The organism is Pseudomonas sp. xss_4 (genome assembly GCF_043104125.1).
GTDB classification, from domain to species: domain Bacteria; phylum Pseudomonadota; class Gammaproteobacteria; order Pseudomonadales; family Pseudomonadaceae; genus Aquipseudomonas; species Aquipseudomonas parafulva_B.
In genome coordinates this window covers 73,458-97,614 of the sequence record NZ_JBICKJ010000015.1, presented here as the reverse complement: position 1 = coordinate 97,614, position 24,157 = coordinate 73,458, and the positions used below count along the sequence as shown (strand labels likewise).

Here is a 24,157-nt window from a genome sequence, read left to right as displayed (position 1 = left end):
CAAGAGCATTCAGGCTAAGCCTGCCGGCTTTGCTGGGTGCGGTAGTTATTTAGGCTCAGCCGAAGCTGTATTGAATGGGCCGGTGATCCACCGGAGTCTGTGTCCAATCTTGCCTACGGATAGGTCTGCCGGGCTGGCAGGCCAAGCTCCAAGCGCAGTGCATTCTCATTGAAGGGGAAGGGGTTGCTGGTGTCTGGCGGGGTGACCGGATCGTCGTCGTAGTCGAAGCCTTGTAGCCCCGCCTCCAAACCAACGGCCTGCCGTTCCGGCTCGTCCGTGACGCTGCCGGTGACGAAATTCCAGACATGGCAGAGTTCGTGATAGAGCATGACCACTGAAGGCGTGTCAGGGCGCTGAGCCAGCGGGTTGTAACCGATGCGGCAATTGAGTGCGCGTGCACCGCGCTTGCCGTTGCGAATCGTTGGGTCACCCTGGCCAGGGTCATAGTCAGCATCGGCGTTGTCCAGTGCCTCTATGCTCGAGATGATCACCCGCGCACCGTTGGTCACCAGGTCATGGAGCAATACCGAGGCGGTGGGGCTGGCCCGGAGCAGGTTGAGTTGACGGTTCACCTTCTCGATGTAGTGCGCCTCGCCCTGCACCAGAAACGTCTTGAGGTAGTCGGCGGGCAGAGTTGTCTGGGCAAGGTCATAAAGCACAGGCGCTGTGAAGCCGCCCTCTGGTGTGATAGCGCGAGCGTCACCGTACAAGCGGTCGTCAAGCATGCCGGTAGTGAGGCGGTTATGGCCGTCGAGTGCCTCGATCACGGCCCTGCCTTCGACAACCTTGACGATATCCTCGCCTTCGCCTGCGTAAATGAAGGCATGGGTTGCGCCGCTGTGCACGGTGTCGTTGCCGGCACCGGCATCGATCTCGACTTGCTGCAGGCGCGTGGTTTCGATCAGGTCGTTGCCTGGGCCTGCATCGATCATCACTCGCCCGACGGCGGTGCTGTCAGCAGTGGCCACACCTTCCACTTTAATGATGTCGTCGCCATCACCGGTTTCCAGCACCACCTGGTTGGCGACCGCGATGGCCACGTGTACACGGTCATCCCCTGAGCCTGTGCGAACGTGAAGGATGTCGTCGCCCATCAGCGCCAGTGCGTAGCGCAAGCCGCTGCTGCGCAGCATCACGCCGCTGGCATGCGCTTCGACAGACAGCGTGACACGGGGTCGCAGCGCCTGCACCCGCACGATTTGATCTTCGCGCGCGATGATGAACGCCTGGTCCTGATAGGGCAGCACATGCTGCTCCACCAGGCCGGCGGGGGTATATACGACAAGATTGGCTTGAGGCATTGGCGATATCCTTCTGGTTTCGAGGAAAGCACCTTAAGCCCCGGCCAGGGCGGCTCAGCGGTAACCGGCTACCGCGTTTGCTTGATGACCCTCGGTGTTCAGGGCGCATGTCGGGTCTACCGTTGGCAGACAGCGGTTTCAGGAGTTGCCAGCCAGGAAGCCAGGGATTTAGCATCAGGCGTGATAAATGATTGATGCGTTTGACGCTGCCAATAGCCGATTCGGCCATTTCAATAGCACAAACTCACTGCACCAAGCCTGCAGGCCCGATATAATGCGGCCCTTTGCCGTCGTTTCGTCGACGCTTTGCCCTGATGGGCCGCCGTTTCCGTGGAAGATCCTATGAAAAGCGCAGAAATCCGTGAAGCCTTCCTTCGCTTCTTCGAAGAACAGGGGCATACCCGAGTCGCGTCCAGTTCGCTGATTCCGAATAACGACCCGACCCTGTTGTTCACCAATGCCGGCATGAACCAGTTCAAGGACTGTTTCCTCGGAGCGGAGAAGCGCGCCTATACCCGTGCTGTCAGCAGCCAGAAGTGCGTGCGCGCCGGTGGCAAGCACAACGACCTGGAAAACGTCGGTTACACCGCACGTCACCATACCTTCTTCGAAATGCTGGGCAACTTCAGCTTCGGTGATTATTTCAAGCGCGACGCCATCACCTTCGCCTGGACTTTCCTCACGTCGGAGAAGTGGCTGAACCTGCCCAAGGACAAGCTCTGGGTCACGGTCTATGCCACCGACGACGAAGCCTACGATATCTGGACTAAGGAAGTAGGGGTGCCCGCCGAGCGCATGGTGCGCATCGGTGATAACAAGGGCGCGCCCTATGCGTCGGACAACTTCTGGACCATGGGCGACACCGGTCCATGCGGGCCGTGCACCGAAATCTTCTATGACCACGGTGCAGATATCTGGGGCGGCCCGCCCGGCTCGCCCGAAGAAGACGGCGACCGTTACATCGAGATCTGGAACAACGTGTTCATGCAGTTCAACCGTACAGCCGACGGCGTGCTGCACCCATTGCCGGCGCCGTCGGTCGATACTGGCATGGGCCTGGAGCGCATCAGCGCCGTGCTTCAGCACGTGCATTCGAACTACGAGATCGACCTGTTCCAGAACCTGCTGTCAGCGGCGGCCACGGCCATCGGTTGCAGCAACGAGGGGCAGGCCTCACTGAAAGTGGTAGCCGACCACATCCGTTCCTGCGGTTTCCTGATTGCCGACGGCGTGCTGCCTTCGAACGAAGGCCGTGGCTATGTGCTGCGCCGCATCATTCGTCGTGCTTGCCGTCACGGCAACAAGCTGGGCGCCAAGGGCAGCTTCTTCTACCAGATCGTCGCCGCGCTGGTTGCCGAAATGGGTGAAGCGTTTCCGGAGCTGGGCAGCCAGCAGGCGCATATCGAGCGTGTGCTTAAAGCCGAAGAAGAACAGTTCGCCAAGACCCTTGAGCAGGGCCTGCGCATTCTCGAGCAGGACCTGGCCCAGTTGCAGGGCGACGTGGTGCCGGGCGATGTGGTGTTCAAGCTTTACGACACCTACGGCTTCCCGATGGACCTGACTGCCGATATCGCCCGTGAGCGCGAGCTCACCATCGACGAGGCCGGTTTCGAACGTGAAATGGAGGCCCAGCGCGAGCGTGCACGCTCTGCCAGCGCGTTTGGCATGGACTACAACAGCCTGGTCAAGGTCGACAGTGCGACCGAGTTCCTGGGCTACGAGGCCACCGAGGCCTCGGCCAGGATCATTGCGCTGTATCACGATGGCCAGTCGGTTGACCAACTGGGCGAGGGCCAGGAAGGCGTGATCGTGCTGGATCGCACGCCTTTCTACGCCGAGTCCGGTGGCCAGGTGGGCGACTCCGGTTACATACAGGCAGGCTCGGCGCGCTTCGACGTGCGCGACACCACCAAGACCGGGGGCGCCTTCTTGCATCACGGCGTGGTCGCCACCGGTGCGCTGATCGTAGGCTCTCCAGTGCAAACCAAGGTCGACGCGGATGTGCAGCACGCCACCGCCCTGAACCACTCGGCCACCCACCTGTTGCATGAAGCCTTGCGCCAGGTGCTGGGCGAGCATGTGCAGCAGAAAGGCTCGCTGGTGGACAGCCAGCGCCTGCGCTTTGACTTCAGCCACTTCGAAGCGGTGAAGCCTGAGCAGATCAAGGCGCTGGAAGACATCGTCAACCGCGAAGTACGCCGCAACACGCCTGTGCAAACCGAGCTGACCGACATCGAGACGGCCAAAGCCAAGGGTGCCATGGCCCTGTTCGGCGAGAAGTACGGCGATACGGTGCGCGTGCTGACCATGGGCGGCGACTTTTCGGTAGAGCTGTGCGGTGGCATTCATGCCAAGCGCACAGGCGACATCAGCGTCTTCAAGATCATCAGCGAAGGCGGCGTGGCGTCGGGCGTGCGTCGTATCGAGGCCGTGACCGGTGCTGCTGCGCTGGCTTACCTGAACGCTGCCGAGGAGCAGGTCAAGGAAGCGGCGCAACTGGTGAAAGGTAACCGTGACAACCTGATCGACAAGCTGTCGGCTGTGCTTGAGCGCAACCGCCAGCTGGAGAAGCAGCTCGAGCAGCTGCAGGCCAAGGCCGCCAGCGCCGCCGGGGATGATCTCTCCAACGCGGCTGTGGCGGTCAAGGGTGCCAAGGTGCTCGCCGCCCGTGTAGACGGGCAGGATGGCAAGGCCTTGCTCGCCCTGGTCGATCAGCTTAAGAACAAGCTCGGCCATGCAGTGATCCTGCTGGGCAGCGAGCATGAGGGCAAGGTCGTGCTGGTGGCCGGCGTGACCAAAGACCTCTCCAGCCAACTCAAGGCTGGCGATCTGATGAAGCAAGCCGCTGCGGCAGTGGGTGGCAAGGGCGGCGGGCGTCCGGACATGGCACAGGGTGGCGGCGTCGACGTCGCGGCCCTGGACCAGGCCCTGGCGCTGGCCGTGCCGTTCGCAGAGCAGGGACTTTGAGATGAAGGGCAGGGCGGCTTGAGCGCGAACTGCGCTCCTGGCCCCGCTGGGGTGAGTCGTCCTGTCCTTCAGGTTGGATTGTTTTTTGGGGCCCTGTATGGGCTGAGGCACCATTGAAATGGCGTTGATCGTACAGAAATTTGGCGGCACCTCTGTCGGTTCCATCGAGCGGATCGAGCAGGTAGCCGACAAGGTCAAGAAGCACCGTGAGGCAGGCGACGACCTGGTGGTCGTGCTCTCTGCCATGAGCGGCGAAACCAACAGACTGATCGACCTAGCCAAGCAGATCAGCGAGCATCCGGTTCCGCGCGAGCTGGATGTGATCGTGTCCACGGGCGAGCAAGTCACCATCGCGCTGTTGGCCATGGCATTGACCAAGCGCGGTGTGCCTGCCGTCTCGTACACCGGCAACCAGGTACGCATCCTTACCGACAGTGCCCATAACAAGGCGCGCATCCTGCAGATCGACGACCAGAAAATCCGCGCTGATCTCAAGGCCGGGCGTGTGGTCGTGGTGGCGGGCTTCCAAGGGGTGGATGAGCACGGCAACATCACCACACTCGGCCGGGGTGGTTCCGACACCACAGGTGTCGCCCTGGCCGCTGCGCTCAAGGCGCAGGAATGCCAGATCTACACCGATGTCGATGGCGTCTACACCACCGACCCTCGCGTAGTGCCGCTGGCACGACGCCTGGAGAAGATCACCTTCGAAGAGATGCTGGAAATGGCCAGCCTCGGTTCCAAGGTGCTGCAGATTCGCTCGGTGGAATTCGCCGGCAAGTACAACGTCCCGCTGCGCGTGCTGCACAGCTTCAAGGAGGGTCCGGGTACCCTCATTACCATCGATGAAGAGGAATCCATGGAACAGCCGATCATTTCCGGTATCGCCTTCAACCGTGATGAAGCCAAGCTGACCATCCGCGGCGTACCGGACAATCCGGGCGTGGCGTTCAAGATTCTGGGCCCGATCAGTGCATCGAACATCGAAGTGGACATGATCGTGCAGAACGTCGCCCACGATAACACCACCGATTTCACCTTCACCGTACAGCACAACGAGTACGAGAAGGCTCAGAGCGTGCTGCAGAATACCGCGCGCGAAATCGGTGCCCGTGAAGTGATCGGTGATACCAAGATCGCCAAGGTTTCCATCGTCGGCGTCGGCATGCGTTCGCACGCAGGCGTTGCAAGCCGCATGTTCGAAGCGCTGGCCAAGGAGAGCATCAACATCCAGATGATCTCCACCTCCGAGATCAAGGTGTCGGTGGTGATCGAGGAGAAATACCTGGAACTGGCGGTGCGCGCCCTGCACACCGCCTTCGAGCTTGACGCCCCGGCTCGACAGAGCGAGTAAGGCCTTGCCTGGAAGGGCGCGGCTTGCCGCGCCCTTCGCGTTTCTGCTCGTTGCGCAGGCCCCGTCCAGGCCTGCGTATGAAGCACAGCAGCCTGCGTCGACGTCCACGACCGGGCTGAAATTTTAAAGACTGTTATCCCTGAATGTTTTGCGTAAGGAGAAAGCTATGTTGATTCTGACTCGTCGCTGTGCGGAGAGCCTGGTCATTGGCGATGGCGAGATCACCGTGACGGTGCTCGGCGTCAAAGGCAACCAGGTACGTATCGGCGTCAGCGCGCCAAAAGAAGTGGCTGTTCACCGCGAGGAAATCTACCTGCGGATCAAGAACGAGAAGGACGAGGAGCCAAGCCTTTAATTCTTTTGAAGTTTTTTTCAAAAAAAGGGTTGCAGACGAGGAAGAACCTGTTTAATATTCGCCTCGTGTTGCGGTGAGGTGGCCGAGTGGCCGAAGGCGCTCCCCTGCTAAGGGAGTATACCTCATAAGGGTATCGGGGGTTCGAATCCCCCCTTCACCGCCATTATTCGCTTAGGTTGCTGCAAGTTGTAAGAACGCTAAGTAGTTGATTTTAAACGAAAAAGTTCTTGCAAAAATGTTTCAGCAGCCTATAATGCGCGGCAAGACACGGACTCATAGCTCAGCTGGATAGAGTACTCGGCTACGAACCGAGCGGTCGCAGGTTCGAATCCTGCTGAGTCCGCCACTTTTGAGGTGGCTTTGTTATCAAGGCTGTTTCAAGAAACCAGTGGTAATCTGGTCTAAAACTACCAAACGGACTCATAGCTCAGCTGGATAGAGTACTCGGCTACGAACCGAGCGGTCGCAGGTTCGAATCCTGCTGAGTCCGCCACTTTCGAAGTGGTTTTGTTATCAAGGCTGCTTCAAAAACCAGTGGTAATCTGGTCTAAAACTACCAAACGGACTCATAGCTCAGCTGGATAGAGTACTCGGCTACGAACCGAGCGGTCGCAGGTTCGAATCCTGCTGAGTCCGCCATACCCAAACAGAAAGCCCGCTCAATGAGCGGGCTTTTTGTTTTCCCCAGCTTTGCGCATTCAATCGTTTATTCAGCCATGCCCTCTGTACGGGCTCTGGGGCTCTGTGCCTGTACGCCAAGCGTTTGGCAGGGCGCACGCGCAACCTCGCCCAATACTATTGCACCGATGGTTTCATGCGTTGTCAGAGCAATGACGCGCAAACGATTGTTATAGCCAAAAATTTAAGCGATCTGTCAGCTTGAGCAGTGTATGATTGCGCCCGTCAGCCCCGCCGGGGCTTGTGGATCACCACCATGGACTTACCCAGTAGTTACTCCCCAAACCGTTTCGTACAGATAGATCTAATCGATTGATTCCCCCGGCGTGCTCCGCGGCTGGGAGTGGAGTTCGCCTATGACGGAAGTAGAAGTAAAGAAAGCGCAAGAAAGCCTCCAGGATCGTCTGTCCCAGGTCGTCGACCTGCTTCAGCGCCAGCGCCTGGTTGAAGATGTCACGCACCGCCAGGAAGGTGCACACAACGACTTGGTAGAAAACCTCGTCCACCGGCAGAATCTTGTCGAGTTGCAACGCAAGCTCGATGATCTGCACCCCGCCGATATCGCCTATATCCTCGAAGCCTTGCCCCTCGAAGACCGCTTGACGGTCTGGCAGCTGGTGCGCTCGGATCGTGACGGCGACATTCTGCTTGAAGTGTCAGACGCCGTGCGCCAGTCCCTGATCGCCGATATGGACGATCACGAGCTGCTTGCCGCTGCCAAGGAAATGGACGCCGACGAACTGGCCGACCTGGCGCCTGAGTTGCCACGGGACGTGGTTCATGAGCTGATGGAGACCCTCGATGCTCAGCAACGCGAGCGCGTACGCTCCGCGCTGAGCTATGACGAGGAACAAGTCGGCGCGCTGATGGACTTCGAGATGGTGACCATCCGTGAAGACGTCAGCCTGGAAGTGGTATTGCGTTACCTGCGCCGTCTCAAGGAATTGCCCAACCACACCGACAAGCTGTTCGTGGTCGATCACGATGGCATTCTCAAGGGTGTATTGCCGATCAAGCGCCTGCTGGTCAACGACCCGGACAAGCAAGTGGCCGACGTGATGGCCACCGATCCCGTGTCCTTCCATCCCGACGAAGACGCCTACGACGCGGCTCAGGCGTTCGAGCGATATGACCTGGTATCGGCACCAGTCGTGGACAAGAGCGATCGGCTCATCGGGCGTCTGACCATCGACGAAATGGTCGACCTGATTCGCGAAGAGAGTGAGACCGAAGTGCTGAACATGGCGGGTCTGCGCGAAGAAGAAGACATCTTTGCGTCAGTTTGGCGGTCGCTGCGCAACCGTTGGGCGTGGCTGGCCGTGAACTTGATTACCGCTTTCGTCGCATCCCGGGTCATCGGCTTGTTCGAAGGGTCCATCGAGAAGCTGGTTGCTTTGGCTGCGCTGATGCCGATCGTGGCGGGCATCGGTGGCAACTCCGGCAACCAGACCATCACCATGATCGTGCGCGCCATGGCCCTTGACCAGGTATCGCCAGGCAATACCTCGCGCCTGATGCGCAAGGAGCTGGCGGTGTCCTTGATCAACGGGTTGATCTGGGGTGGCGTCATCGGCGCGGTGGCCTTCTGGCTTTATGGCAGCTGGTCGCTGGGCCTGGTGATGACGGCCGCGATGACCTTGAACCTGCTGCTCGCGGCCCTGATGGGCGTGCTGATACCGATGACCCTGACCCGCCTGGGGCGCGACCCGGCAATGGGGTCGAGCGTGATGATCACCGCAGTTACCGACAGCGGCGGCTTCTTCATCTTCCTGGGGCTCGCCACCGTGTTCTTGCTCTAACGGCTCGGGGCATTACGCCGTGCGTGACGTCCGGTTGTCTGGATGATAAAGGCAACGAAGAGGCCGCCATTTCAAAACCAAAAAAGCCAGCATCAGCTGGCTTTTTTGTGGATGGCAGCAAAGGTTTGCGTCAGGAAGCGTCAGCAGCCATTTCCACGTCATGGGCAATCAGGGCAACCAGCGCATTCTGCTGACGATGGGACAGCTGGCGGAAGCGCTGCAGCAGCTCGCGTTCGTGCAATGACAGTTCAGGGCTGTCCAGGCGCATGCTCAATTCCTCACCCAGGGCACCTTCCTGGATAAGGCTCTGTTCCAGGCGTGCAATGATCTCCGAGTTCATGCTGCGGTGGTGGTTGCGTGCTACCTCGGCGATGCGCTCACGCATCCCGTCTGGCAGGCGAACGACGAACTTGTCAGCAGTGCGGCTCGAATAAATAGCCTGTTTCATTGGGCGCATATAAATTGACCAGATTTTGGTTCAGGGGAAGCGGTTCTCAAATTGGCCGCGCGGGGTGGAAATACGACCGCCTTATCGCCAAAATGTTCAACCGGTTGTGCAGATGGACGCTCATCTTGCCTCAATGCTGTCGTTTCCTTGGCGTCAATTCTGTGACAAATAGTGATCTGCATAAAGGCTTTATGCCAGTACCAATTGTCTGAAATGAGCACTGGTTAAAATTTTCACACGTTTAGTGGTGGCCTCAAGTCAGACGTATCCCCGCTAATCCTGCAAAAAACCTGAAACCTGCGTCGAAAGTAGCGTCAAACGCACAGGTTCTTAATCAGAGAGCATAGTGGCAATGCACCATGATGCAAGCTGCGCTTCGCCGCTAAAAGGCAGGCTGATTCTGTTGATCGGACCCTCTGGCGCGGGCAAAGATTCATTGATCGACGCGGCCCGCCCGCAGCTGGCAGCCGCGCATGTCGAAATAGCCCGTCGGGTCATCACGCGCTCCCCTGAAGCCACGGGGGAGGCAGCGGTAGGTGTCAGTGTCGAGCAGTTCGAACGTATGAAGCTGCAAGGCGCATTCGCCATGCATTGGCAGGCCAATGGGTTGCAATACGGTATCCCCCGGCAGGTAGATGAGTGGCTGGAGCAGGGCAGGTCGGTGCTGGTAAACGGCTCGCGCGGCCACCTGGCGCAGGCTCGTACTCGCTACCCTGATTTGCTGGCCATCCGTGTGGACGTCAGTCTCGATATCCTGCGTCAGCGCCTGCAGGCCCGTGGGCGGGAGACCCAAAACGAGATTGACCAGCGTCTGGCTCGGCATGTCAGTCTGAGCGATACGGCCGACGATGGCGTAAGAACGGTGGACAACTCGACTACGCTGTCTTCGGCAGTCGAGGCCTTGCTGGCAGTGTTGCGAGAAGAGTGTGTTATCCAGGCGTACTAGGGCTTCGGAAAAGGTTTACGCTCAAATGGCACTGCAACACATGACAAACGGCCGCACGCTGGTTAACATGCACGCCGTCCCGCTGAGCAGCGCCTGCTGCCAGTTTCAGTGTCTCAGTAGCTCAATTGGATAGAGCATCCCCCTCCTAAGGGGAAGGTTGGCAGTTCGAACCTGCCCTGGGACGCCATATAAATCAAGCAGTTATCAGTTTTTCTTGGGGATGGTCTTCCTTTGGGCTATCACCGGGCTAGCATCTGTAGGCTGGTCGAATTTCTCCAGAGTGCCTTGCGAGGCATGGCGTAGACTCAATTCATCCGCTGCAATCATCGAGCTCAATCCGGCTTTTCTTCAGCGTTCTCCCAGGTTGACCGCCTAAACCCTGCGCTTTCTCAAGGCGCTTCGCTCACCTTCGTCAGTATTGGAGGTGATCTGGCTAGGGTATGCCATCCGGGCCATTCCTCCTCGCCCGTGATTAGCAGCACTGCTGTAAGCTGGCTGTAGGGAGGCTCAAACGCTCAACTCCGTTTATGCGTTCGTCTCTTCAGTCGTTGGCCCGAAGGGCTCGACTGGCTTGCTTGACTTGCGCTGAGGCCAGCTGCGTCGTCGCCTTCCAGTTCGTCTTCACCATCACAGGGTGTTGCCTGTAGATGCGCTCTGCCCCGTGAGGCAAAGTCTACGTTTTCAAGTCCTACATCCGTGTAATGCAGAGGCCTACAAGCAGATGGCTATCACGGCTGCTGGCCGTTATGATGCCAAACTGGTGGCCTTGATCCTCTCATCAGCTTGGTGGTCATCTCATTTGTTAACGACAGCACGGTTTAGTGGACGCCCTCCAGCCCCCACGGCCTATTGAAATCTGAAGGATCTGATTTATGCGCCGCACCGGTACCTTGAATTTTTTTGAAATTGAGAAATGTGGGTTGTACGGTTTTGTTTCCGATAATTGCTACGGTCTTGAAGCGGACGTTGTGCTGGAGGCAATAAAAAATTGGGTCGGTGGGAGATCTTTCAAGACTACAGTGCCTTGGGATGATTCGGCAAAATCAAAGGGCGTAAATTGCTACTGTCATGATGTTTACAAGGACGAGGTGACTGGAGACTTTCTGTTCGTTCTATGGAAGTCAGATCCGGATAATGACAGATCAATGGTTGGCGTGAAGTTAGATAGTGGTGGAAATCCCAGTAAGTTTCTTAAGCCTGATTCGGAGCATGATCAGGAAGATGTTATATGGGGGCATCCAAGTTATTATTGGTTTATCCCAAGCAAAAACTACATGGTCTCCATAAAATTCGATAACTCGCGTTGCGATTCAGATATGGTTCACGAGTGGGTTAATGGCTGCGTAAATTTCAGGGTTAAATTTCCTGGTATTAAGACAAAAGAACAAGTGATGGCTTCTGGCAAGGAAAAGTCATTTACTCGAGTTTACTTTGATATTAAAAAAGAAGTAATTGACGCTGTAGAAGGTGCTGCTGGATCTGCTGATGAGACGTCTAAAAAGTCTGCCGATCCGTCAGAGGTTAAGAAAGATGAAGAATTTAAATACAAGGTTACATTCAAGTTCAAGGCTGCGCTTAAGATTTTTTCGACCACTGAGTCAAAAATAAACGAAATTGCAGAGACGACTAAGTATGTATTGAATAGGAAGCTTGTTCCGACTTACGCGAAGGATGAGGTTCTTGAGGGTTGGGTTGGAGGGCTCTCTAAGATTCCGGTTGTCAATAAGTTGTTTAGTCGCCCTGCTCAGAAGGTTAAAGAAAATCTTAAGGTTGAGCTCAAGATTGAGACATCACCATCTAGGGCGGAAATTCTTGATATTATTGCCTCGAGTGGAGATGTAGATGCAGACGGTTGGGAAAAAGTCGGGTTCATGGATCACAATTCGCGTGTAACCTGGGCTCAAGAATACCGCCTAACTGACTCTATCTCCGTTGAGGATGGTGGTAGTGACGTTATCCCAGCGGCCACTATATTCCAATATTTGTCGCCTAAACGCTCGGAGTATATCGACAGCATAGCCAAGCAGAAAATACTGGAAGAACAGGCGAGGGCAGCACTTGAAGAAGCAGATAAGATAGCGCTCGGTGCAGAAGAGCAAGCTCCAGTGGAGGCGGAAATTGCGCAAATCGCTTGAGTGGATTCTCTATTTGTGTGTGCCACCTTTGGTTTTTGGGGTGATATTGGCTTTAGTTAAATGGTCGGGTATCACTGTCAGCTATGCTGACATAAAAGACTATGGTGGTGCGCTCCTGAATATTTCGGGCTGTGTGTTTACCATTATGGGGATCTGGGTGGCCTACCTATATCCCGATGCCTTAATACGTATAACAAGTGACAATGTTACGAGTGCGGATTTCAGCGAGGCGCAGGAAAACTCTGCCAGATTAAAAACCATGGTCGGTAGTATCATAGTTTCTGCTCTTGTTGCGATGGCAATTATCTACGTTCTTCTCGGTAAAACTCTTGTAGCAAACACGGCTTTCTATGAGGCCCATCGACTTAACATCAAAGCTACAGCGGTCGCGGTGGTTATTTACGCTACTCTCCTTCAGACGCTATCTGTGTTCTATGTGATTCGTTCAAACTTTTTATTTCTCATAGAATTTCATGAAAAACGAGTTAAGCGGGAGCGCGAGGATGATGTCTAGTTCCTCGCGGTTGTAAGGGTTGCGGGCCCACCCAGGTTCTTGACAGGTCAAGGGCAAGGTGTGAGGCCGCAGCCCGCGCAACGTAGTGAGCAGGAACGGGTGAGTGCCTTGGCGAAGCGTACCCTTGACCATTATCGAGATCGTAAAATAACGGAGGGTATGGGGTTTTTCCCCATGCCCTTCGCATCTAGGGCGATCCCTAGGCGGTGGGCGCCGAAGGGGCGCGACTTTGATTTTGCCAGCCTGCTGGCGAACGTAACATTGGAACAATGTGTAGTGAGTTACACATCGTGTCTCTGGCGAGGTTGTATCGCTCGTTGCTCCATTCGCATACTGGTAGGACAACAACCAGAGCGACAGGAGATGCCGCCGATGAGCTATGCCACCCCCCTTTCTCTTTCTCAAAATCACCGCTTGATGATGGCCCGGGCGTGTTCGACTTTCCCAGGCAAAAAATTTGATGAGGTGATTGCCAGGGCACTTGCGGACTTTCCCAGTGATGGGCCTCTTACCGACTTCTATGAAATCCGTCGAACAGATGTTCCAAAGGCTTTCGATGCTCTGCTTAAACTACAGAATACGGGTTCAGCTAGTAGGTACATTGAGGCTGATGAAGCTGGATTTCGGGAAGTTTTGAGGGTTGAGGTAACGCTCCTAGACGCTATCTTGCTTGCCCTGGCACTGCTCTTGGATGTCATCCATGGGGTGCTCGCGTCGCACTCTGGTGGCGGTGGAGATTCGCCGGCCACAGTGATACCGGCGCCGCTAGCACAACCTGTTAAGCCGTATGTTCCTACGTGGAAGCGCCAAGCTTATAGAATTGGTTTTGACGAGCCATTGATATGAGTTACGCAATTTTGCGCACGAAAAAGCTCAAGAGCATAGCAGCGGTCGTCCGTTCGGCGCGTCACACTTTTAGAGAGCAGCCCACACCCAATGCCGACCCAGCCCGGCTAAGCCGCAATCGGACGGTGGGTGCGCAAGGCACCGACAGGTTGATCCAAGCAATGAAGGGCAGGCTTCCAGACAAACGGAGGCGCGATGCGGTACTTTGCATTGAATACCTGATCACGGCGTCGTCGGAGGTCTTTAAGCGGCATGGAGGGCATCTAGATGATTTAGGAGGAGGGTATTTCTCTGATGCACTGGTGTGGCTGAAGAAGCGGCATGGGGCGGACAATGTCGTCAGTTCGACTGTCCACTTGGACGAATCTACACCGCACTTGGTTGCCTACGTTGTACCTCGCACTAAGGACGGGCGTTTGTCGTGCCGTGATTTTCTCGGGGGGGCTACCAAACTTCGGCAGATGCAGGACGACTTCCACGCCGCTTGCGGGTTTAGCCGAGGGTTAGAGCGTGGCGTGGTAGGTTCAAACGCAAAACATGAAGAGGTAGCGAAATTTTATTCGGTCATGAAAGCAGCCGGGGCAGCGCCTCAGTTGGGCTTTAAAGATTATGCTGCTGCTGCGTTCGGTAAAAAAACTAAGCGCTGGATCGAGGCTGAGGATGTGGCAAGGGCTAACGCCCTGTGCGCTACCTGGCAGCCTCGCATCAGGAAGGCCACTCGTTCTAGATGTCGAAGCCTGGAACAGACGGCTAAACAGTTAGATTTAAAACAACAGATCTCTTCACACCGAGAGATTGAGCATGGAATGAAAGAGTTCAACCTGGAGCAGCGCTCTATGGCCTTGGCTGTGCGTGAAGCAGAGATTGGCGCAGTGGAAAGCAGGGTATTGTCGCTGGAAGGGGAAAGGGACGCCTTGGTGCGTCGATTGGACGTGCTTGAAGACCGAAACGCTGTCGCGACACAGGCCCATCGCAGGGCCCGCGCATATGAGGACTCACCTTCGCTAGGCTAGCCAAAGGTATGTGTCATAACCATTTCGAGATATTTCGCCTCGCGCCCGATTTCGATGAGCGCTTTCCCCAGCGATTTAGGCAGAATAGGCCCCATTCGTGATGCTTCGATCTTGATTCGGATGGATTTATTGATCTTCGTAATGATGTATGTGTCGTGCACCGATGCGCCACTGTCAAATGCAAGTCCGATGGACTGCCAAAACATATAGTCGCCCACCATTCCCATTGATTTAAAGTCTTCAGCCCAGTCCCAGCAAATTTTCTTGGCTTGCTCGTCTTTTGGGAAGGTTTTCATGTGTATTACTCCTTGTTGGTTGGTGGTTGCTTGATGTCTAAGGCGGGTGTTAGTTCGATGGTAGTGTTTAAGTTTTGGCTGTAAGATTTAACTTGGAACATTATGTATAACTGTAACTGGCGGTTTTGCTATTGCTTTTTGATGATTTGAAATAATCCTTTTGAAATAAACTCCCGACCATCAATCTCGATACCAATCACTCGTTCTCTCTCCTCGCCATATCGACTAAGTGCCTGCTCTTTAATGAGTTTAATTGACGGGGGTTCGTCATCGCTTCGACTGAAGATATGTGGCTTTTCCAATAGATTCTTGAGCCCCATCGGGTTTCTCCAGACGTGCTTTTGAATAAATCCCAATACGTTATTGTCGGTGTCAATGATCTCTGAAAGGTCGAGTTTATTAATTTTTCGTAGAAGGGTTGTTACTCTGAGTAGTCCGATTGTTTGGTACTGGCGAATACTCATGGCCCGTATCGCAGCTCTAATCCTTTCGCTATTTTCAATGGATGCGAGATCCATCTCCTCTCGCTCTCTGTCCTTTTCTTTATCCGATTTCGTTAACCTGTCAGTGATATTCCGATCAAGAGTATTGATATCAAACTCTTTCATAAGATATTTAAAGATATACGTAGAGGCGCTGCCCTTGTTGTCGTCGCCCAGTACAATTTTTAGCTGACCAGGTAGGGAAAATTTTTCCTTGCAAGCTTTAGTGAAGTTGTTGATTAAACTGTCGTTGATAAAGATCAGTAGATGCCAGTGGATGCAGCCGTCCTTATGAACCTCCACCGTCCTGGCTCCGAAGTAACTTGTAGGGCTGGCCCTAATCCCCCATTTACTCAGCATGGCTCGAATCAGAGTCCAGGCCCGGTTAATATAAGTATGGCTCGCTTTGACCCCTAGCTCTGGTTTGTATGAGCACTTACTATTTGGGCTGGAGGGGTTCGGGTGGTACTCTGGGGGTGCGGTAAAAGTTACAAATAGCCAGTCCATCCCGTTTTCTTTGGCCATGGCCTCAAAGTTTTTGGTGAAAGAGTACAGCTCATTAAATCTGTTGGAAAACGAGGCATTTGCAATGCTAAGCATGGAGGACTCCTTTCCTGTGATGGTGTTTTTAACCGCTAGCTTAGAGAGGGCAAGGTTGGAGGCCTCCGTTTTTTCTCTCATTCGTTCTACAGTTGCATTGGAACTGTAGTTTTCAGCGTGCTCGCGAATGGGCCCGCCGATCAGCCTATGCATAGCTTCATAGTTAATCCGGTCAAGGTTGACCTTGTTTTCAAGAGATGTACGCCAGAATTTGGCGCAACCTGCCTTCGCGCTCACCCCATTTTTTGTTTTTGACTCAATCCGTATCCCATAAACATTGGTGTCGCTGTAATATTTTCCTTTAGAAAAATATGTTTCTTGTGTTTGGTTTGCATGGGTCGCTGCCAGTCGCAATGCGAGGGAAACTACATGCTTTCTAGTCAATGTATATGCTGGCGGCAGGCGCTCAAAGTTCTCAGAAAGAAAGTATACTGAGGTGTCTTTTGCCTGGTTGGTTTCTTTGTTTTTCGCGGGTGCTGAGTCAATCAACTGGGTTTCTTCGTTCATGTTCCTGTCTCGCGTAGTTAGTGGTTAAAGTATTCGATGGCTCTACGCCGAAATTCAGCCTCAATTGCTGGTGGTTGCGGTGTTGGGGCATCTGAGGAAGAGGGAACTTCAAAATAGAAGTAGTGATTGCGACATGAGGACAAGGCCTCATATTCCGCTGAGTAACAGAGTTCAGTCGTTTCTTCGGTTTCGTAGTTCAAAAAGCGGCGGGTAATGTAGCTGCTTTTGAATACCATGAACGAAATGCCGTGCACACGAAAAATATCCAAGGCTAGCTCCTTCTGATTATTAGGCTGTTTTTGTTGTTGTAAATTTCGCCAGGAAATCTGCCAGGTCGCTGACTCGATATCGGATAAGACGGCCGACTTTCATGTAGGGGAGGTTGTACCTTCCTGTAGAGCGCCAAACTGCAAGTGTCGAAGTTTTGACCCCGAGTACATTTGCGGCGTCTCTCTCATCTACCTGTAATGGCGGCTTTTTTGGGTTGTAGCCGAGCGCCAGCGCGATCTCATCTTTGATGGATGCAGTGATATGGTAGTTGTCCATTCTCTTCCTCAGTTGATGTAACTCGATGAGGTAGAGCTTCACACGGAGGGAATTGAGGGTGGGATGGATGAGAATGTCGAAATATTGATGCGATTCATCCATCCACCAAGCCGCACCTGCATCCAGGTGCGCTAGCTCGGAGCTTTCCTAGAGGGGGGGGCGGTCGGTTGACTTTTCCAGCAGTGCCATTGCTTCTTTAATCGACGCACGTGGGGATACTAGGTTGGGAAATACCAACATCAAAATCTGGACGAAGTGGCTCCGGGGTGTGTGGGATATTTTAATCCCGTGCTCCGCACATAATTCTGCGATCCCTGCGATCAGTCCAATATGCGAGCTATCGCGCCTGTTAAATTCGATAAAATACTTATCTCTCCAGTGCGTGATGTTGGCGGTCAGTAGGTCGATCATCTCCAAGTCCGCCCCCCACCTGTCTAGCTTGCTTAGTCCTTTGAGCCTCCAGTCAGGTAGCTTGCTCTTATCGCTGTAGAATTTTGATGATAGGGCTGATGTGACTTGTCCGGAAAGTAAAGATGAATCAATTTCTGGAATCATCTCTGGTAGGAATTCTTGTGTCATTAATGGGAGCGCAAGCCATGCTTTGCGTGTTTGAGTAAGAGACTCTATATAAGTCTCTATTTTTTCTAGATGCTCCGCAGTTGTAGGGATTTCATCACGCCATCTTTTGGAGGAGTCTCTCGTGTTTACTCTGCGCAGAATGTATTCGGCTAACAGTTCCTTTCTATCGCCAGCGATTCGCGCTTTTGTGAAAAAAGAAATCAGGCTTTCCTTGAGGGATTCGTCAGGTTTCGCGTTTATATATACGTCAGATCGCATGCTTTGCTAATTTGATTAGTTGAGTTTTTTGGGCGCGTCTGGCCAGGCTTCCGTGGTTGGTCACTTGCAGGCTAGGCTTTCCTGGCAGCAGCCAGCATCGCTTGAGTCGCGGTGTTGACTGATTGCCGAATAGGGTCAAGATCAAGACGCGCATATACAGCCGTGGCTTGATGGCTCTTGTGGTTCAGGCTTTTTCCGATAATGGCTAGGGATGCACCTGTTTTTGCTTGCCAGCTGCCTAAAGTCCGACGTAGGTCGTGAATTCTTAGGTCGGTCATGTCGTAAATGGCTGGATCGATTTCCAATGCTTGTGCGATAGCCAGGTATTGTTTTTTTGCCCTTGCTGGCGCCGTAGTCAGCAGATTATTTGCGATCTCTCGCTCTTCATGGCTCATGTTGCCCCGATCTTGTAGGTGATCCAGAAGACAATGCATGCTTGAGCGAATCAGGACGGTTGCCCATGATGTTTTTGGTTCAACGAGGTGCCCCGTCTTACCGATCCCTGGAAACACGTAGTATGAACTTTCTGTAATGCTTTTCCGGTCAGTCAGGATGGTGGTAGCCTCAGGAGACAACGTAACGTTTTGGGGGGTACCGTTTTTCGTCTTTCCGATCCGCCAGATACCGGCCTGAAGATCAATATCCCCCCAGGCCATTGCCTGAACGTTCGAGCGCCTGGCGCCGGTAAGCAGGGCTAAGAGAAAGAAATCGCACAAGGGGGATTCGGCAATTGCCGCAAATAGATATGGCAGTTCTCTGGCTTGTGCAAAGCGGTCTCGAGAGTTCGACGGGTTCTTTTGTATACGACTAGCGGGGTTGATGCCTTCATAAAGCTCAAGATCCGCTGCGAAAGCTATCACTGAAGAGATTAGGGTCGCGGCTCGGTCGGCCTGGAAGTCGCTCGTCTTAGTGACTGTAGCGTGTATCGCCTTAACTTCTGCGCGGGTAATATCACTTAGCTTGCTATTTTTTATTGGGCTTAAATAAAGCCGCAAAATGTCACTGTAATTACGTTTGGTTTTTTCAGCCAACCCCGTCCCGTCTCGTTTTTTTCTCTCTTTCAAGAAGCGTTCGAATATCTCCTGGAACGTAGGTTCGCCTCTGAGAGCACGCTTGGCTTTTGCAGGGTTCGCCCCGGCTGCGAATTCGCCCAGAATTAAAGTAGCGTCAGTGCGTGCTTGTTCGACGCTCATCTCTGGAAAGGTACCGAGCCTCAGCCAAGCCATGGTGGAGCCATTACGCTTGATGACGTAGAACGTTTTACAGCCTGTGCCGGTTATGCGTAGGGCGAGCTTGGGAATCTGGGTGTCGTAGACGGTTTGGCGCTTGCCATCCTCTGCAGGTGCCAAAGCGAGTAAAGCGGTCTTTGTGAACTTTAGCTTGAGCATCTCAGATCGATCTCCTTCAGGCTATCACCGGGCTAGCACGGGCTATCAATTTTCGTCGTGATTGGTGAAGGTAGGCAAAGGTATAGATTTGCTGAAATGCCCGCAATACATGGGTTGGTGAAAGCCCATACAAATTGGTAAAAGACCAGACCTTAAAACTCCTAAGGGGAAGGTTGCAGGTTCAATTCCTGCCTGGGACGCCATTTCCCCCCCAGTGCCTCCAGCACTCCCTTCTCCTTCGCTCATCGCCCGTTACAAATCTACGCCTTAAGACGTATTTCAGCCCTACGTCCGTACTCCTATGCTTAGTCCCGTTAACGGTTCACCTCACAAGGCGAGCGCCGTCTTTCTTCACCTCAGCAGCCCTTGGACTTGGGGCGCAGTTGCTGGTTATTCAGGAGATTGCATGAACCAGCACGTCATCCCCGTGCCCACGGGTTTTACCCAAGAGCAGCTTCAGACGCTGTTCGACCTGATCAGCGACGGTATCTGGGATTGGGATGCCAATACGGGTTATGTCTATCGCAACCCCGGCTGGTACCTAATGCTCGGCTATACGCCTCACTCCCAGGAAAACTCGGTACTGACCTGGGAGAGGTTGATCCACCCCGACGATTTCCAGCGTGTCATGGCCCACTTCGATGCCTATGTCCACCAGCGCAACGAGCGTTACCTGGTCGAGTACCGGTGCCGCTGCGCCGACGGCAGCTACCTATGGGTCGAGGACAGTGGATACGTGATCGCACGCAACCCCGATGGCTCGGTGGCACGCATGCTGGGAGCCCATCGCAACATCGACAGCGGCAAGCGGCAACTGGCGCAGCTTGAGCGGCGCAACCAATCGCTGGAATGCCTGGTCGCCGAGCGCACGCGCGAATTGTCCTGGGTAAACGAGCAGCTCCAGCGTCAGCTGGACGAGAACCGCGAGCTTGCCGAGCGGGATTCCCTGACGCGTATCGCCAACCGCTATCGGTTGGAAAACGTGCTCAAGCAGGAATGCGAGCGGGCCCAGCGCTTTCGGCAGCCACTGTCGGTCATCGCCATGGACATGGATGACTTCAAGCCGATCAACGACCAATACGGCCATGCGCAGGGCGACGCCGCTTTGGTTCGCGTGGCCGAGGCATTGCGCTCACGCCAGCGCACAAGTGATTTGCTGGCCCGTTGGGGAGGTGATGAATTTGTCCTGGTCCTGGCCCAGACGAGCCTGGAGCAAGCCTGCGCCTGTGCCGAGCAACTGCGCCAGGTAGTGGCGCAGCTGGAGCCGATTGGCGAGTGTCGATTGACCTTGAGCTACGGCGTAGTGCAGTGGCGCGAAGGTGATGACACCCACAGCCTGCTGGCGCGCGCCGACCAGGCGCTTTACCGGGCCAAGGGCGCAGGCAAGAACGCCGTCGCCCAGTGACCAACGACCCCAGGCCGCGCCAGGGGTCAAATGTGCAGTGCGTGGCCCAGCGCGCGCAGGGCGGCCTCCTGCACCGCCTCGCCCAGGGTCGGATGGGCATGAATCGTGCCCGCCACATCTTCCAGGCGCGCGCCCATTTCCAGCGATTGGGCGAATGCGGTGGACAGTTCAGAGACGGCCACGCCCACCGCTTGCCAACCCAGCACAAGGTGGTTGTCGCGGCGTGCCACCACCCGCACAAACCCCGTCCTGGACTCCAGGCTCATGGCCCGACCGTTAGCGGCAAAGGGAAATTGCGCCACGATGCAGTCCAGCCCTTGCGCCACCGCCTGATCAGGGGTCAGGCCAGCGACGACCACTTCCGGGTCGGTGAAGCACACCGCGGCGATGGCGGCCGGCTCGAAGCGACGTGACTTGCCCGCGATGCGTTCGGCGACCATCTCGCCCTGGGCCATCGCCCGGTGCGCCAGCATGGGCTCGCCCGCCACGTCACCAATGGCCCACACGTTGCGCATGCTGGTCTGGCACTGCGCGTCGATGGCAATCGCCGCCCCATTCATGCGCAGGTCCAGGCATTCGAGGTTCAAGCCTTGGGTGCGCGGGCGCCTGCCAGCCGCTACCAGCACCCTATCGGCGTCAAGGCGCAGGGGCGAGCCTTCGCTGTTCCGGGCCATCAGGGTGCCTTGTTCATAGCCTTCCACCTTGTGATCAAGGTAAACGGCGATGCCCAGCTTTTTCAGCGACTCGACCACGGGGGCGGTGAGCTCGGCGTCGTAGGTGGGCAACACCCGCTCGCGGGCCTCCACCACACTCACCTGCGCACCTAGCTTGCGGTACGCAGTGCCCAGTTCCAAACCGATGTACCCGCCACCGACCACCACCAGATGGCGCGGCACCGTAGCGGGCGTCAGCGCCTCGGTCGATGAAATGACGGCGCCGCCCAGCGGCAGCATGGGCAGCTCGACGCTGCTTGAACCCGTAGCCAGCAATAGGTGCTCGCAGCGGATGCGCTGACCGTCGACTTCCACGTGCTTGCCGTCGAGCAGCTTCGCCCAGCCGTGGATGACCTTGACCCCGTGCTTTTTCAGCAGAGCGGCCACACCAGTGGTCAGTCGGTCGACGATACCGTCTTTCCACGCGACGCTCTGACGGATGTCCAGCTCGGGGGAGGCTACGCGGATGCCCAGTGGGGAGCCCTCGGCAAAACGGGTGGCCTGATGGAACTGCTCGGCCACATGAATCAGCGCCTTTGACGGAATGCAGCCGATGTTCAGGCACGTTCCGCCCAGCGCCTGCCCTTCGACCAGCACTGTGGGGATGCCCAGTTGGCCAGCGCGGATGGCGGCCACGTAGCCGCCGGGGCCGCCGCCGATGATCAGCAGCGTAGTTTCGATGATCGGTTGCATGCTCACTCCACAAACAGGCAGGCGGGTTGTTCCAGCAGGCTTCGCACGGCCTGGATGAACAGTGCGGCGTCCATGCCATCGACCACCCGGTGGTCGAACGAGCTGGACAAGTTCATCATCTTGCGCACCACGATCTGGCCATCGACGACCACAGGCCGCTCGACCATGCGGTTGACCCCCACGATGGCCACTTCCGGGGTGTTGACCACCGGCGTGCTGACGATGCCGCCCAGTGCGCCGAGGCTGGTCAGGGTGATGGTCGAGCCCGACAGCTCCTCGCGGCTGGCCTTGTTGGTGCGAGCGGCATTGGCCACCCGTGCGATTTCCGCTGCATTGACCCACAAGGTGCCCGCCTCGGCATGGCGCAGCACTGGCACCATCAGGCCGTTGTCCCCTTGGGTGGCGATGCCGACGTGCACCGCGCCGTGGCGGGTGATGACCTGTGCTTCGTCGTCGTATGTGGCGTTGATCTGCGGAAAGTCACGCAGTGCCACGACCAACGCACGGACCAGAAACGGCAATAGGGTGAGCTTGCCCCGGTCTTGGCCATGCTTGCTGTTGAGCTGCTGGCGCAGCGCTTCGAGGGCAGTGACGTCGATTTCTTCGACATAGCTGAAATGGGCCACGCGACGTTTGGCGTCCTGCATGCGCTGGGCGATCTTGCGCCGCAGGCCGATTACCGGGACTTGCTCGCTGTCGGTGCGCTTGGCGTAGCCGCTGGGGGCCTGCTCACCGGCGCGTTGAGGCTGGCTGAGGAAGGCATCGAGGTCTTCATGCAGGATGCGCCCGGCAGGGCCGCTCCCGTGCACGTAACGCAATTCAATGCCAGCATCCAGCGCGCGCTTGCGCACGGCGGGCGAGGCGAGGGGTTTATCGCTGGCCTGGCGTGGAGCCAGCGGTGCGGCCGGGCGGCTGGCCGGGGGCGTCAAGGCGGCCGGCACGGGTTGTTCCTGTACTGCCTGCTTGGGTGCTTGGCTGGCAGGCGGAGTTTCGGCCGCCTTGGCTTGCGGGGCATCCACATGGTTGCCGTTGCCTTCGACCTCGATGCGGATCAGCTCGCTGCCGACCGACATCACTTCCCCAGGCTGGCCGCCCAGGGCCATGACCTTGCCGCTGACCGGGGAGGGGATCTCCACCGTCGCCTTGTCGGTCATGACATCGGCCACGACCTGGTCTTCGGCGATCAGGTCACCTACCTTGACGAACCACTCGACCAATTCGACCTGCGCGATGCCTTCGCCAATGTCCGGCATCTTGATGACATGCGTGCCCATTCAGACCTCCATGACCTTTTTCAATGCCCCACCCACCCGCGATGGCCCTGGGAAATACGCCCACTCCTGTGCATGGGGGTAGGGCGTGTCCCAACCCGTGACGCGCTCGATGGGCGCTTCCAGATGGTGGAAGCAATGCTCCTGCACCAGCGCGACCAGTTCGGCGCCGAACCCGCAGGTTCGCGTGGCCTCATGCACCACCACGCAGCGCCCGGTCTTCTTCACCGACGCGACGATGGTTTCCAGGTCAAGCGGCCACAGGCTGCGCAGGTCGATCACCTCGGCATCGACGCTCGTCTCTTCGGCCGCGACCTGGGCGACATAAACCGTTGTGCCATAGGTGAGGACCGTGACGTCGTTGCCGGGCCGGGTCACCACTGCCTTGTCCAGCGGTACGGTGTAATAACCGTCGGGCACGGCGCTTTGCGGATGCTTGGACCATGGCGTCACGGGGCGGTCGTGGTGGCCATCGAAGGGGCCGTTGTACAGGCGTTTGGGCTCAAGGAAGATGACCGGGTCATCGCATTCGATCGAGGCAATGAGCAGGCCCTTGGCGTCATAGGGGTTGGACGGCATGACCGTGCGCAGCCCGCACACCTGGGTGAACATTGCTTCCGGGCTCTGGCTATGGGTCTGGCCTCCATAAATGCCCCCGCCGCAGGGCATGCGCAGGGTCAGCGGTGAGATGAATTCGCCAGCGGAGCGGTAACGCAGTCGCGCCATTTCCGAGACGATCTGGTCCGAGGCTGGGTAGAAATAGTCGGCGAACTGAATCTCCACCACCGGCCGCAAGCCGTAGGCACCCATGCCCACGGCCGTGCCGACGATGCCGCTTTCGGAAATCGGGGCATCGAACACCCGTGATTTGCCGTACTTGTTCTGCAGGCCTTCGGTGCAGCGGAAGACGCCGCCAAAGTATCCGACGTCCTGACCATACACGACCACGTTGTCGTCGCGCTCGAGCATGATGTCCATGGCCGAGCGCAGGGCCTGGATCATGGTCATGGTGGTGGTGGCCATGGCGGTTTCCGGGTTGATGCTGCTGTTGTGATCGTTCATT

General features: G+C 56.2%; 21 protein-coding genes and 5 tRNA genes. 15 read left to right on the top strand and 11 right to left on the bottom strand.

Going from position 1 to position 24,157, the window contains the following annotated elements; all coding sequences use genetic code 11:
- Positions 1–113: 113 nt before the first annotated feature.
- Positions 114–1,301, bottom strand: coding sequence for a M91 family zinc metallopeptidase (locus ACF8GB_RS01760; protein ID WP_196185803.1), 1,188 nt, complete (start codon positions 1,299–1,301; stop codon positions 114–116).
- Positions 1,302–1,643: 342 nt separating this feature from the next.
- Here ACF8GB_RS01760 and alaS point away from each other — a divergent pair, with 342 nt between their 5' ends.
- The 8 genes from alaS to mgtE all read left to right on the top strand — a co-directional run bounded on the left by alaS (position 1,644) and on the right by mgtE (position 8,454).
- Positions 1,644–4,268, top strand: coding sequence for an alanine--tRNA ligase (gene alaS / locus ACF8GB_RS01755; protein WP_196121834.1), 2,625 nt, complete (start codon positions 1,644–1,646; stop codon positions 4,266–4,268).
- Between the two features lie 118 nt (positions 4,269–4,386).
- Positions 4,387–5,622, top strand: a complete 1,236-nt coding sequence (locus ACF8GB_RS01750; protein WP_023533761.1) for an aspartate kinase — start codon at positions 4,387–4,389, stop codon at positions 5,620–5,622.
- A gap of 166 nt (positions 5,623–5,788) precedes the next feature.
- Complete coding sequence (gene csrA / locus ACF8GB_RS01745) at positions 5,789–5,977, top strand: carbon storage regulator CsrA (protein ID WP_058637619.1); 189 nt, start codon at positions 5,789–5,791, stop codon at positions 5,975–5,977.
- Positions 5,978–6,049: 72 nt separating this feature from the next.
- Positions 6,050–6,140 (top strand) — tRNA-Ser (locus tag ACF8GB_RS01740).
- Between the two features lie 106 nt (positions 6,141–6,246).
- A tRNA-Arg gene (locus ACF8GB_RS01735) sits at positions 6,247–6,323 on the top strand.
- Positions 6,324–6,393: 70 nt separating this feature from the next.
- A tRNA-Arg gene (locus ACF8GB_RS01730) sits at positions 6,394–6,470 on the top strand.
- 69 nt (positions 6,471–6,539) lie between these two features.
- Positions 6,540–6,616 (top strand) — tRNA-Arg (locus ACF8GB_RS01725).
- A gap of 395 nt (positions 6,617–7,011) precedes the next feature.
- Positions 7,012–8,454 carry a magnesium transporter gene (gene mgtE, locus ACF8GB_RS01720; protein WP_058605568.1) on the top strand — a complete coding sequence of 481 codons (1,443 nt, stop codon included), beginning with the start codon at positions 7,012–7,014 and terminating at the stop codon, positions 8,452–8,454.
- 130 nt (positions 8,455–8,584) lie between these two features.
- Here mgtE and ACF8GB_RS01715 read toward each other — a convergent pair whose 3' ends face one another.
- On the bottom strand, positions 8,585–8,911 hold the full coding sequence (locus ACF8GB_RS01715; protein WP_027915923.1) for an Arc family DNA-binding protein: 327 nt from the start codon (positions 8,909–8,911) through the stop codon (positions 8,585–8,587).
- A gap of 343 nt (positions 8,912–9,254) precedes the next feature.
- Here ACF8GB_RS01715 and phnN point away from each other — a divergent pair, with 343 nt between their 5' ends.
- The 6 genes from phnN to mobV all read left to right on the top strand — a co-directional run bounded on the left by phnN (position 9,255) and on the right by mobV (position 14,356).
- Positions 9,255–9,848, top strand: a complete 594-nt coding sequence (gene phnN / locus ACF8GB_RS01710; protein WP_058637620.1) for a phosphonate metabolism protein/1,5-bisphosphokinase (PRPP-forming) PhnN — start codon at positions 9,255–9,257, stop codon at positions 9,846–9,848.
- Positions 9,849–9,958: 110 nt separating this feature from the next.
- A tRNA-Arg gene (locus ACF8GB_RS01705) sits at positions 9,959–10,035 on the top strand.
- A gap of 685 nt (positions 10,036–10,720) precedes the next feature.
- Positions 10,721–11,983: a hypothetical protein gene (locus tag ACF8GB_RS01700; RefSeq protein ID WP_392526470.1), complete on the top strand. Its 1,263-nt coding sequence runs from the start codon at positions 10,721–10,723 to the stop codon at positions 11,981–11,983.
- Positions 11,967–12,497 carry a hypothetical protein gene (locus tag ACF8GB_RS01695; RefSeq protein ID WP_392526469.1) on the top strand — a complete coding sequence of 177 codons (531 nt, stop codon included), beginning with the start codon at positions 11,967–11,969 and terminating at the stop codon, positions 12,495–12,497. Before ACF8GB_RS01700 ends, ACF8GB_RS01695 begins: the two co-directional genes overlap by 17 nt.
- 372 nt (positions 12,498–12,869) lie before the next feature.
- Positions 12,870–13,343, top strand: coding sequence for a hypothetical protein (locus ACF8GB_RS01690; RefSeq protein WP_392526468.1), 474 nt, complete (start codon positions 12,870–12,872; stop codon positions 13,341–13,343).
- On the top strand, positions 13,340–14,356 hold the full coding sequence (gene mobV, locus ACF8GB_RS01685) for a MobV family relaxase (RefSeq protein WP_392526467.1): 1,017 nt from the start codon (positions 13,340–13,342) through the stop codon (positions 14,354–14,356). Before ACF8GB_RS01690 ends, mobV begins: the two co-directional genes overlap by 4 nt.
- Here the strand turns inward: mobV and ACF8GB_RS01680 are convergent.
- The 6 genes from ACF8GB_RS01680 to ACF8GB_RS01655 all read right to left on the bottom strand — a co-directional run bounded on the left by ACF8GB_RS01680 (position 14,353) and on the right by ACF8GB_RS01655 (position 19,012).
- Positions 14,353–14,652: a hypothetical protein gene (locus tag ACF8GB_RS01680; RefSeq protein ID WP_392526466.1), complete on the bottom strand. Its 300-nt coding sequence runs from the start codon at positions 14,650–14,652 to the stop codon at positions 14,353–14,355. The two genes, mobV and ACF8GB_RS01680, sit on opposite strands and share 4 nt — an antisense overlap.
- 128 nt (positions 14,653–14,780) lie before the next feature.
- Positions 14,781–16,241: a replication endonuclease gene (locus ACF8GB_RS01675; RefSeq protein WP_392526465.1), complete on the bottom strand. Its 1,461-nt coding sequence runs from the start codon at positions 16,239–16,241 to the stop codon at positions 14,781–14,783.
- A gap of 17 nt (positions 16,242–16,258) precedes the next feature.
- Complete coding sequence (locus ACF8GB_RS01670) at positions 16,259–16,510, bottom strand: hypothetical protein (protein WP_392526464.1); 252 nt, start codon at positions 16,508–16,510, stop codon at positions 16,259–16,261.
- Between the two features lie 19 nt (positions 16,511–16,529).
- Positions 16,530–16,889 carry a helix-turn-helix domain-containing protein gene (locus tag ACF8GB_RS01665; RefSeq protein ID WP_392526463.1) on the bottom strand — a complete coding sequence of 120 codons (360 nt, stop codon included), beginning with the start codon at positions 16,887–16,889 and terminating at the stop codon, positions 16,530–16,532.
- 45 nt (positions 16,890–16,934) lie between these two features.
- Positions 16,935–17,624 (bottom strand): hypothetical protein, encoded by a 690-nt coding sequence (locus tag ACF8GB_RS01660; RefSeq protein ID WP_392526462.1) that lies wholly within the window; start codon positions 17,622–17,624, stop codon positions 16,935–16,937.
- A gap of 71 nt (positions 17,625–17,695) precedes the next feature.
- Positions 17,696–19,012 carry a tyrosine-type recombinase/integrase gene (locus tag ACF8GB_RS01655; RefSeq protein WP_392526461.1) on the bottom strand — a complete coding sequence of 439 codons (1,317 nt, stop codon included), beginning with the start codon at positions 19,010–19,012 and terminating at the stop codon, positions 17,696–17,698.
- A gap of 406 nt (positions 19,013–19,418) precedes the next feature.
- On the opposite strand from ACF8GB_RS01655, the gene ACF8GB_RS01650 reads away from it, so the two are divergent.
- Positions 19,419–20,417 carry a diguanylate cyclase gene (locus ACF8GB_RS01650; protein ID WP_392526460.1) on the top strand — a complete coding sequence of 333 codons (999 nt, stop codon included), beginning with the start codon at positions 19,419–19,421 and terminating at the stop codon, positions 20,415–20,417.
- 26 nt (positions 20,418–20,443) lie between these two features.
- Here ACF8GB_RS01650 and lpdA read toward each other — a convergent pair whose 3' ends face one another.
- The 3 genes from lpdA to ACF8GB_RS01635 are packed head-to-tail and all read right to left on the bottom strand — an operon-like array spanning position 20,444 to position 24,156.
- Positions 20,444–21,823 carry a dihydrolipoyl dehydrogenase gene (lpdA, locus tag ACF8GB_RS01645; protein ID WP_196186005.1) on the bottom strand — a complete coding sequence of 460 codons (1,380 nt, stop codon included), beginning with the start codon at positions 21,821–21,823 and terminating at the stop codon, positions 20,444–20,446.
- Positions 21,824–21,825: 2 nt separating this feature from the next.
- Positions 21,826–23,097, bottom strand: a complete 1,272-nt coding sequence (locus ACF8GB_RS01640) for a dihydrolipoamide acetyltransferase family protein (RefSeq protein ID WP_392526459.1) — start codon at positions 23,095–23,097, stop codon at positions 21,826–21,828.
- Positions 23,098–24,156 carry an alpha-ketoacid dehydrogenase subunit beta gene (locus ACF8GB_RS01635; protein WP_058605563.1) on the bottom strand — a complete coding sequence of 353 codons (1,059 nt, stop codon included), beginning with the start codon at positions 24,154–24,156 and terminating at the stop codon, positions 23,098–23,100.
- Between the last annotated feature and the right edge of the window lies 1 nt (position 24,157).